This is a genomic window from Bradyrhizobium iriomotense (assembly GCF_030160715.1).
GTDB classification, from domain to species: domain Bacteria; phylum Pseudomonadota; class Alphaproteobacteria; order Rhizobiales; family Xanthobacteraceae; genus Bradyrhizobium; species Bradyrhizobium iriomotense.
On sequence record NZ_BSOW01000074.1, the window covers coordinates 1 to 9,764 of the forward strand.

The following is a 9,764-nucleotide window of genomic DNA, read 5'->3' on the forward strand; positions in this document are numbered from 1 at the left end:
AGGTCTTTGCCAAGCTCAAGCACCTCGTCCGCAAAGCCGCCGCGCGAACCGTCGACGCGGTCTGCGCCGCAATCGGCCACGCACTCGATGCCTTCACCTCCGAGGAATGCGCCAACTACCTCAAAAATTCAGGCTATCGAACTTAATGCCATCACGCTTTAGCCGTTGTTGACGTCGTTCGTCAAAATGCTCAACCGTAGCGCCGCCGTCGTTCGCGCCGTCGACGAAGACGGCGTCGAGGGAAGGGGTGCGGCCTGGTCGCATTTTTACGCCCCCGGGTGCGGAGCACCGCGCCCGACGCATCAATGAGGTGCTCGCACCCGACCTCGTTGGGCGTAGCTTCCATCATCCCGCTCAGGCCTTCGAGGCCCTGACCAAGGGCGCCGAGGTGCTAGCCCTTCAATGCGGCGAGTGCGGTTCGTTTGCGCAGGTATCGTGGGAATTGACCTTGCGCTGTGGGATCTGCATGCCCGCCGGAAGCGGCTGCCTCTGTGGCGGCTTCTCGGTGGACGGTCGGGTGGGATCAATGTCAATGAAAGCGCCACCAATCCGGTCGGTACCGCGAAGACGGCCGAAGTCGCGCTCATGCGTAGCTACCGCGCGGTGAATTTGAAGGTGGGGTTCGATATGCGCCAGACTCAAGGGAAAACGAGGAGTTTGCGCTACAGCCACAGGATTTGCTTGCGGTAGCTCAGATCGTTGAGCAGCGGCGCAGCGGTGCCTTGGTGGAACACGGCGCCGCGCTCCAGCGCGAAGACGCGGTCGGCGAGCGCGAGTACGAGATCGAGATTGTGCTCGACGATCACGATCGACATGTGGCGGCGGAGTGCATCAAACACTTTGAACAGCTCCAGCGTCACTGCCGGCGCGAGGCCCTCGAACGGCTCGTCCAGCAGCAGCAGGCGCACATTGCCGGACATCGCACGCGCCACCGCGACCGTCTGCTGCTCGCCGCCGGAGAGATAGTCGGCCGCGACGTTCATCCGCTCCTTCAGGCGCGGGAAGTATTGTAGGATCTGCTCGTCGTCCCAGACCACGCCATCGCTGCCGTCGGTCTTGCGGGCGAGGCGACCAAGCGCGAGGTTTTCGCGCACCGTCATGCCGGCGAACAGCCCGCGGCCCTGCGGCACATAGCCGATGCCGCGGCGGGCGATGTCGGGCGCGGCGACGCCTGCGATATCATCGCCGCGATAGGTGATGCTGCCCGAGGCCGCCGGCACCAGACCCGCGATGGTCTTCAGCAGCGTCGACTTGCCCGCGCCGTTGCGGCCGAGCAGCGCCACGATCTCGCCCTCGCGCACGTCGAGCGCGGCGTCATTGAGGATGTGGCTCTTGCCGTAAAAAGTGTTGACGCTGTCGAGCCGCAGTACGATCTCATGTGTGCCGTCCGCCGCGTCGCTGCGTCGACGCTCGACGGCGGGAATGCCCTTGCCGGTATAGATCTCCTGTACCCGCAGATCGGCTCGCACGGCGCCGGGGCAGTCGGACATCAGCACCGCGCCCTGGTTCATCACGGTGACCGTCTGCGAGAAGCCGAGCACGCGGTCGATGTCGTGCTCGACGATCAGAACGGGAATGTTGGACGCGATGTTCTTGACCAGATTGGATACGCGCTCGCGTTCGGCCGCGGCAAGGCCCGCGAGCGGCTCGTCGAGCAACAGCACCTGCGGTTTTGATCCGAGCGCAATGCCGAGATCGACCAGCCGCTGCCCGCCATAGGAAAGCTCGCCGCCCTCGATCTCCTCGATGCCTTCGAGCCCGAGGAATTTGACCAGCGCGGCGGTCTCGGCGTGGATGTCCTTGTAGGCGTCGATATCGTTCCAGACGTTGAACCGCATCGCCCGTCGCGCCTGCAGCGACAGGCGGAGGTTCTCGTAGATCGAGAGCCCGCGGAACAGATTGGTGATCTGGAACGAGCGCGCCAGCCCCTGATGGCAGATCGCGTTCGCCGGCACGCCGGCGATGTCGCGGCCCTGCAGGCGGATCGTGCCATGGTCTGGCGCGTAGAGGCCGGAGACCAGATTGAACAGTGTGGTCTTGCCGGCGCCGTTAGGCCCGATCAACGCATGGATCTCGCCGGCAGCGACCTTGAGGCTGGCATTCTCTACCGCGCGGATGCCCCCGAATTTTCGCGACACATTGCTGACTTCCAGCACCGTGCCCTTCAGCGCCTCCGGCCGCAAAAAGCCGGGCAGCGGCAAGCCGTCATAGATCTTGCGCCGGCTCATCGCGGCCGTCTCCTCCGCGGGCGGACGGAAGCGGCGCATGACCCGCGAACCGATGCCGACGAGGCCGCCGGGCGAATACATCACGAAGGCCACGAAGGTGAGGCCAAACCAGAACAGCCAGTCCGACGTCCAGATCGAGAACAGCTCGCGGAACAGGATGAAGAACACCGCGCCGAGCGCGGGACCGAGCAGGCTGCGCATGCCGCCGATGACGACCATCGCCAAGAGCTCGCCGGCGAACGGCACCGAGACGGCTTCGGCCGAGACGAGATAATTCAGGAAGGCGATCAGCGCGCCGGCCAGTCCCGTGACGACGGCCGAGATCACGAACACCGCGAGCTTGTAGCGTTCGACCGGATAGCCCTGAAAGCTCGCGCGCAGCTGGTTTTCGCGGATCGCCACCAGCACATGCCCGAACGGTGAGCGCACCAGACGCATCAGCACATAGAGCACGGCGAGGCCGATGACCGCGACCACGATGTAATAGTTGAGCGCACTGTCGAAGCTGAAGGCGCCGATGCCTCCGCGCTTCAGTCCGCCGAGTCCGTCCTCACCGCCGGTGAGGCTCGTCCAGCGGAAGGCGGTGGTGTAGACGAGGGCTGCAAGCGCCAAGGTCAGCAGCGAGAAGTACACGCCGCGCCGGCGCAGGATCAGCATGCCGGTCACGCTTGAGGCGATCGCGACGACGAGCATCGATCCCAGCAGCGGCAGCCAGATCTCGCCGGGAAAGAAACGAAGTTGGATCAGCCCCGCCGCATAGGCGCCGATGCCGAACCAGGTGCTGTGGCCGAAGGAGACAAGACCGGTAGTGCCGATGCAGAGATTGAGCCCCATCGCCGCGATGGCGAGCCCCAGCATCCACGTGCCGGTGTTGAGCGAGAGGCCGAGCGCGCGCAGCAGGAATGGTAATGCGATGACCGCAACGCCTGCGATCAATAGCGGCCTCAGCCGGTCGATGGTCGAGGCATTCCTCATTCGAACTTCTCGATGCGTTCGCCGAGCAGGCCGCGTGGGCGCACCAGCAGCACCACGAACATCAGGATGTAGATCGAGGCTTCACCTGCCGCGGGCTCGAAGTGAATGGCGATGCCGCGCACGACGCCGACGAGGAGGGCGGCGATGACCACGCCCCAGAAGCTGCCGAGGCCGCCGATCACGACTACGACGAAGGCGATGGTCATGATGTCGGCGCCCATAGCGGGATGTACGGTTGTGATCGGTGCGAAGAACGCGCCACCGAGCGCGGCGAGGCCGACGCCGAGCATCACGACCGCGGTCATGTGAGGCTGCAGGCGAATGCCGAGCGCCGCGACCATGTCCGGCCGCTGGATGCCGGCGCGGACCACGCGTCCGAACGAGGTCTTGTGCAGCAGCAGCCAGATCCCGACCATCACGAGCGCGACCACGCCGAGGATCAGCAGGCGATAGCGCGAGAACAGGAAGTCGCCGACGATCACCGAACCGCGAAAACTCTGCGGGATCTCGGTCGAGACCGGTGCCGCGCCCCAGATCATGCGGATCGCCTGCTCGGCGACCATCGCAAGCCCGAAGGTCACGAGCAGGCTGAGGATCGGATCGGCCGTGTAGAAGCGGCGCAGGATGAAGCGCTCGAACAGGATGCCGAGCAGCGCCACGGCAAGCGGCGAGATCACCACCGACGGGCCGAAGCCGAGGCGGCTGGTCAGCTCGACGCAGATATAAGCGCCGAGCGCATAGAAGGCGCCATGCGCGAGATTGACGATGCCGCCGACGGAAAAGATCAGCGACAGTCCGAGCGCGACGAGCAGGTAATAGCCTCCGAGCACGAGGCCATTCACTACCTGTTCCAGCAAGAACTCGAACTGCATGTTGCGTGCGCCTTGGCGGGTGCGGGCGTCAGGCCTTCATCTCGCAGGGGTTCTGCTCTTTGGTCGGGTAGATCGTCTCCAGCGGATCGTTCGCTGCCGGCACCACATCGCCCAGCACCAGCATGTCCCACTGGTCCTTCATCTGGTCCTTTGGCTTGACCGTGAATGGATAGGCTTCTTGCACCAGCTGATGATCCCAGGAGCGGAAGTAGGCCTTGCGCGCTTTGCCGATGTCGAACTGCGCCTGCTTCTCGAAATAGGCGATCAGCTCGCCGCTGTCGGTCGACTTGGTGGTGTTGATCGCTTCCGCCAGCAGCTTTAACGTGACGTAGTCGATCCAGGCGTGGTTCTCCGGCGGCTTGCCGTATTTCTTCGTGAAGGCCGCGACGAAAGCCTGCGAGGTCGGATTGGCCAGCGTATGATACCAGACCGTCGGCCAGGTGCCGCTGAGATTGCCCGCGCCCGCGGCCCAGGCATCGCCGGTGTTGAGGTTGAATCCAACCAGCGGATAAGGGAAGCCGAACTCGGCATATTGCTTGACGAGATTTGTCACTTGATTGCCGGCGAGATTGCAGCAGACCACGTCAGGTTTTGCCTGCCGCACTTTCAGGAGATAGGGGCTGAAGTCAGTGACATCAGTCGCGATCAGTTCGTCGCCGATCAAATTGGCATCATGCGCGCCGAAGAACACCTTCGCGGCCTTCAGCAGGTCATGGCCAAAAATGTAGTCGGCCGTCAGCGTGAAGAACTTCTTGCCCTTCACCATGCCTTTCTGCTCCAGCGCGGTGCCGACCGCGTTCACCATCACGGTGTTCGGGATGTCGCAGTGGAACGAGTATTTGTTGCAGCTCTTGCCGCGCAGCGCGTCCGAACGCGCGCCGGTGGAGAAAAACACCTTCTTGTTGCGCTCGGCGACCTGCATGATCGTGAGCGAGGACGCCGAGGAGATTTCGCCGAGCAGCACCACCGCGCCGTCCTGCTCCAGCATGCGCTGCGCCTTGGTCGCCGCGGTCGCCGGATTGATCGAGTCCTCCGAGAGCAGGTCGATCTGCTTGCCCAGAATACCGCCTGAGGCGTTGATCTCTTCGGCTGCGAGCTTCGCTCCCAGTTGCGCATAGCTGCCGATCACACCGAGAAAGCCGGTGAGTGGCGTCAGGTGCCCGATCCGGATCTTGTCGGCCTGGGCCCTGACGATCGCGGGAAACCCGAGCGCGGCTGCGCCAGCAAAGGCTGCGCCCGCACGTAACAACGTCCGTCGTGGGTAGCGGATCATCTCTGTCTCCTCCCGGGTGAATCGCGTGCCTCCCTTCAAACCGAGTATCCGGTATTGTGAGATAGCGTTTTCTAATACTGGAGGATAATCCCGAACGCCATTGCCGGTGTCAACCGGCAAAATCGCCGCTTGGGCTTCGGCTCAGGCTCTCTGCGTGAGCGCCTTGTGCGCCCGGTCCTTGGCACCGAACTCGGCCGACAGGCGGTCGGCGGCGGCCTGCACGACCTGCGCGCCGGCGTGCAGCGCCTGGTTGGAGAGGCGCCAGATCGGGCCGGAAATGCCGAGCGCGCCGATCACTTGCCCGGTGAAATCGGTCACGGGCACCGCGACACAGCGCACTTCCGGATTGAACTCACCGTCGTCGAAGGCAACGCCGGTACGCTGCACCTCGGCAATCTCGCGCATCAGCGCACCGACATCGCTGATGGATTTGGGCGTCGACGGCTTCAGTTCCACGCGATCGATGAACCGCTTGAGCTGCTCGGGGCGAAGCGAGGCCAGAATGATCTTGCCGAGAGCGGTGCAATGGGCAGGCCGCACCACGCCGACGCGATCGGTCAATTGGAACGCGCCGGGGCCGCTGGTGCGGGCGATGACGACAACGGCATCGCCCATCCGCACGGCAAAATGGCTGCTTTCGCCGGTCTGGCGCGACAGCTCCTCCAGTACGGGCGTCGCGACATTGACCATCTCGATTTCGTCGAGCGCGGATGCCGCCAGGGCGAACAGCGGTCGGCCTATGCGGTAGCGCTTGTTGTCCTTCTCCTGGCGGAGGTAGCCGAGCGAGACCAGCGTCTTGGCCAGATGAAACGTGGTCGAGTTGTGCAGGCCGACTAGCTTGCTCAGCTCCGCAAGTCCAATTCCTTCGCGATGGCGCGCCACCTCTTCGAGGATCGAGAAGGCGCGCCCGAGCGATTGAACACCGCCGCCGCGCTGCTTGTCCTCGGCCTCGTCGTCGCCATCCGCCTTGGGTGCGGGGACCAGTTTGGCTATCGCGGCCTTGCGCGGGCTTGCAGGCTTCTCGCCGGTGGTCGGCTTGGTACGCGATCTCAAGGACTGGGCTCCCTCTGGTGAGTCGTCATGGCTCCGCATCTGCGACAGTAGCACGCAACCAGCGCAGCCGTTGGCGCGGAGCTTCGCGTTTCCTTAAGCCAAAGCCTACCACAATATAAATTGACGTACAGCATTATGAGAAATAAGCTCCCTGCGGCCCATGATGACCGGCCGCGTTCTCCGCATCGGTACAGAAGAAGTCGACGGGCCGAGAGGGAGACCGGTTGATGTCGAAAAACATGCTCAATGGCGCCCAGGTCATTGTCGATTACTTGATCCAGGAGAAGGTGCCGCAGGTGTTCGGGCTTTGCGGCCACGGCAACATCCAGTTCATCGATGCGCTCTACGAGCGCTCCTCCGAAATCAAGACGATCTCCGTCCATCACGAGAGCGTCGCCGGCTTCATGGCCGACGTTTACTACCGCGTCTCCGGCAGGCCGACCGCGACCTTCACGTCTTGCGGGCCGGGCTCGGCGAATCTGCCGATCTCGCTCGCCAACGCCTATCTCGATTCCGTGCCGTTCATGGCCATCACCGGCAATGTGCCGACCAGCCAGTTCAACCGCGGTGCGTTCCAGGAAATGTACCGGCACTATCAGGCCGACTTTCCGTCCACGGTGCGCACGATGTGCAAGAAGGTGTTCCAGCCGACGCGGGGTGAGATGGTGCCGCTCGCGATGCGGCAGGCCTGGAAGACCATGGTCACGGGACGGCCGGGGCCTGTCGTGATCGACGTGCCCTTCGACGTGTTCATGGAGGCGGCGGCCGAGGAGGCGCCGAAGGCTGCGGAGTGGAGCGCCAATATCTCGAGCCGCTGCGGCGCCGATCCGGAAGGTGTCGAGAAGGCCGTCGACTTGCTGCTTGCGGCTGAGCGGCCGGTGATGCTGGTCGGGCAGGGCGTGCGCTATGGCGGCGCGACGGAGGAGTTACGGAAGCTTGCCGAGCGGCTGCAGATTCCGGTAGCGGCATCCGCAAGCGGCCTCGGTGCGCTCGACGTCAATCATCCGCTCGCGCTCGGCCTCGTCGCGCGTGCGGGACACTATCAAGCCAATCACGCGACGCGACAGGCCGACGTGCTGCTCGCGCTCGGCGTTCGTTTCGACGACCGCACCTCGAGCTCGTGGATTCCTGGCTATTCCTTCACGATCCCGCCGACGCGGTTGATCCACGTCGACATCGACCCTGAAGAGATCGGCCGCAACTATCCCGTCGCACTCGGCTTGATGGCGGACGTCCGCACCTTCCTGCGGCAGGTGCATGCCGAGCTCGATCGCCGCGACAATCTGTTCAGGAAATCGGATGCGCGTAAAAAGTGGCTGGCGCAGATCGACGGCTATCGCAAGGAGTGGGACAAGTTCGTCGCGCCCGGCTTCTCCGACGATACCACGCCGATTAATCCGCAGCGCGCGGCCTCCGAGATCGACAAGGCGCTGCCGGAAGATGCCATCCTCGTGTCCGACATCGGCGTGCACCACAATTGGCTGCTCGGCTTCTGCAAGCCGAAGCGACCGGATTCGCTGATCGGCTCGATGGGGTTTGGCCCGATGGGCTTTGGTGTTGCCGGCGTGATGGGCGCGAAGTTCGCCGCACCCGACCGCCCCTGCGTGTCGGTCTGCGGCGACGGCGCCTTCTTCATGCATGCCAACGTGCTGGGGACGGCGGTCGAGTACAATCTGCCCGTGGTCTGGGTGGTCTGGAACAATTACGCCTATGCCTCGATCCGCGGGCTTCAGCGCGGCTATCTCGGCGGGCGCGCGCTTGCGACCGACTTCAAGCACCCCGAGACGGGCGAGCGCTACAATCCGGATTTCGCTGCGATGGCGCGCTCGTGCGGCGTCGAAGGCGTGCGGGTCGATCGCGCCGGCGATCTTGGCGAGGCGATCCGCAAGGGCATTGCCGCCAACAGGCCATACCTGATCGACGTCGACATTGCTGCCGACGTCAATCCCTCCGGCGCCGGCGTCTGGGAATTGCCGGGCCTTGGCCAGAGCAAGGCCGGCATCGGCACGCGCTTCCAGCCGGGCTGATCGCGGTTCGCAGAAGCAATTAACAAGAATATCGCGAGATGGGAATGACGCTCGCAGGCAAGAAAATCGTCGTGATCGGCGGCTCCTCTGGCATCGGCCTCGCCACGGCGGAGCTAGCTAAGGCGCAAGGCGCCGAGGTCATCATCGCCTCGCGCAGTGCTGCGAAGCTCGATCCGGTCGCTGAGCGGCTGAAGGTGACGGCGGTCCCGACCGATGTCACTAACGACGATAGCGTCGCGGCGCTGTTCCGCCACGTGGGTCCCGTCGATCATGTCGTGCTGACGGCGGCGCAGCTTCGCACCGGGCCATTCAAGACGGTTGCAATGGAGGATGCTCGCGCCACGATGGAAGGAAAATTCTGGGGAGCCTGGCGCGTCGCGCGCGAGGCTGAGATTCGGCCCGGCGGTTCGCTGACGCTGGTGACCGGTTTTTTAAGCGTCCGGCCGCGGCCGAACTCGGCGATCATCGGCGCGGCCAATGGCGCGCTGGAGTCGCTGGCCCGTGCGCTGGCTCTCGACCTTGCGCCGGTGCGCGTCAACGCGGTCTCGCCGGGGGTGATCGACACCCCGATCCGGGCTGCGATGCCGGAGGCGGCCCGGAAGGAGATGCTGGCCAAGACGGCGGCTGCACTGCCGGTTGGCCGCGTCGGCATGGCGGAAGACATCGCCCAGCAGATTGCGAGCTTCATGAGCAACGGTTTTGCCACGGGCTCGATCGTCTATATCGACGGCGGAGCACTGGTGAACTAGGGAGCATTGGAATGGTCGAAGAGAGCAACGGCGCCTTCATTCGCAACATCGCCGAAGTGCCCTGGCGCGAATTCCCCAATCATTTTGGCGGCGCGCTGTCGAAGCCGCTGGTGATGCCGGAGACCGCGGGCTCGCGCCGCATCGATTATCGCATCTCGATGTACCAGCCGATGGCCTATGTGGCGCGGCATCACCACAAGGTGCAGGAGCAGGTCTATCACGTGCTCGACGGGGAAGGGCTGATGGAGATCGCGGGTAAGAATCACGTCGTACGCAAGCACGACGTGATCTTCCTGCCGCCCGGCGTCGAGCACGCAATCTCGAATTCGGGCCTAACGGACTTGGTATTTCTAGTAGTTACCTCGCCCGTTACCGACGGTGAGAGCCAATCTGACAACAGGGAGTGAACGCATCCGGAACCGGACGGGCCTTCGCCCAGCAAGGCTACCGTTGACACAAAGCGAACCATCTTTGATTCTCCTTGATCTTCCTAGTACCCACTTTTCTTAGATCGTGAGTCGTGATTCAAGGTCGGGATGATACCCGAAGCAAGAGAAGTCCGCCTTTCGAGGAAAGATCGCAAGGTG

General features: G+C 63.9%; 8 protein-coding genes and 1 pseudogene. 5 read left to right on the plus strand and 4 right to left on the minus strand.

What is annotated here, in order from left to right:
- Both QQL28_RS44800 and QQL28_RS44805 read left to right on the plus strand, forming a co-directional pair.
- Positions 1 to 146 (plus strand): annotated as a pseudogene (locus QQL28_RS44800) (IS630 family transposase); the annotation flags it as partial.
- Between the two features lie 256 nt (positions 147 to 402).
- The gene (locus QQL28_RS44805; protein ID WP_284276207.1) at positions 403 to 690 is read left to right on the plus strand and encodes an enolase-like domain-containing protein; all 288 of its coding nucleotides are present in this window, start codon (positions 403 to 405) and stop codon (positions 688 to 690) included.
- Here QQL28_RS44805 and QQL28_RS44810 read toward each other — a convergent pair.
- The 4 genes from QQL28_RS44810 to QQL28_RS44825 all read right to left on the minus strand — a co-directional run bounded on the left by QQL28_RS44810 (position 663) and on the right by QQL28_RS44825 (position 6,401).
- Complete coding sequence (locus tag QQL28_RS44810; RefSeq protein ID WP_284276209.1) at positions 663 to 3,203, minus strand: branched-chain amino acid ABC transporter ATP-binding protein/permease; 2,541 nt, start codon at positions 3,201 to 3,203, stop codon at positions 663 to 665. The two genes, QQL28_RS44805 and QQL28_RS44810, sit on opposite strands and share 28 nt — an antisense overlap.
- Complete coding sequence (locus QQL28_RS44815) at positions 3,200 to 4,075, minus strand: branched-chain amino acid ABC transporter permease (RefSeq protein ID WP_284276211.1); 876 nt, start codon at positions 4,073 to 4,075, stop codon at positions 3,200 to 3,202. The genes QQL28_RS44810 and QQL28_RS44815 overlap by 4 nt, the downstream gene beginning before the upstream one ends.
- Before the next feature lie 28 nt (positions 4,076 to 4,103).
- Positions 4,104 to 5,348, minus strand: coding sequence for an ABC transporter substrate-binding protein (locus QQL28_RS44820; protein WP_284276213.1), 1,245 nt, complete (start codon positions 5,346 to 5,348; stop codon positions 4,104 to 4,106).
- Positions 5,349 to 5,489: 141 nt separating this feature from the next.
- Positions 5,490 to 6,401 carry an IclR family transcriptional regulator gene (locus QQL28_RS44825; RefSeq protein ID WP_284276215.1) on the minus strand — a complete coding sequence of 304 codons (912 nt, stop codon included), beginning with the start codon at positions 6,399 to 6,401 and terminating at the stop codon, positions 5,490 to 5,492.
- A gap of 227 nt (positions 6,402 to 6,628) precedes the next feature.
- On the opposite strand from QQL28_RS44825, the gene QQL28_RS44830 reads away from it, so the two are divergent.
- From QQL28_RS44830 to QQL28_RS44840, 3 genes are read left to right on the plus strand one after another with little or no spacing between them, the layout of a single operon-like run.
- Positions 6,629 to 8,428 carry a thiamine pyrophosphate-binding protein gene (locus tag QQL28_RS44830; RefSeq protein ID WP_284276217.1) on the plus strand — a complete coding sequence of 600 codons (1,800 nt, stop codon included), beginning with the start codon at positions 6,629 to 6,631 and terminating at the stop codon, positions 8,426 to 8,428.
- A gap of 44 nt (positions 8,429 to 8,472) precedes the next feature.
- Positions 8,473 to 9,177 (plus strand): SDR family oxidoreductase, encoded by a 705-nt coding sequence (locus QQL28_RS44835; protein ID WP_284276220.1) that lies wholly within the window; start codon positions 8,473 to 8,475, stop codon positions 9,175 to 9,177.
- A gap of 11 nt (positions 9,178 to 9,188) precedes the next feature.
- Entirely contained in the window at positions 9,189 to 9,584 is a 396-nt protein-coding gene (locus QQL28_RS44840) for a cupin domain-containing protein (RefSeq protein ID WP_284276222.1), read from the plus strand.
- The last annotated feature ends 180 nt before the right edge of the window (positions 9,585 to 9,764 follow it).

Excerpts from the sequence above, each read along its gene's own strand:
- QQL28_RS44835 (WP_284276220.1), top strand. The coding sequence starts at position 8,473 with ATGACGCTCGCAGGCAAGAAAATCGTCGTGATCGGCGGCTCCTCTGGC.
- QQL28_RS44815 (WP_284276211.1), bottom strand. The coding sequence starts at position 4,075 with ATGCAGTTCGAGTTCTTGCTGGAACAGGTAGTGAATGGCCTCGTGCTC.
- QQL28_RS44830 (WP_284276217.1), top strand. The coding sequence starts at position 6,629 with ATGTCGAAAAACATGCTCAATGGCGCCCAGGTCATTGTCGATTACTTG.
- QQL28_RS44810 (WP_284276209.1), bottom strand. The coding sequence starts at position 3,203 with ATGAGGAATGCCTCGACCATCGACCGGCTGAGGCCGCTATTGATCGCA.
- QQL28_RS44805 (WP_284276207.1), top strand. The coding sequence starts at position 403 with ATGCGGCGAGTGCGGTTCGTTTGCGCAGGTATCGTGGGAATTGACCTT.
- QQL28_RS44820 (WP_284276213.1), bottom strand. The coding sequence starts at position 5,348 with ATGATCCGCTACCCACGACGGACGTTGTTACGTGCGGGCGCAGCCTTT.
- QQL28_RS44840 (WP_284276222.1), top strand. The coding sequence starts at position 9,189 with ATGGTCGAAGAGAGCAACGGCGCCTTCATTCGCAACATCGCCGAAGTG.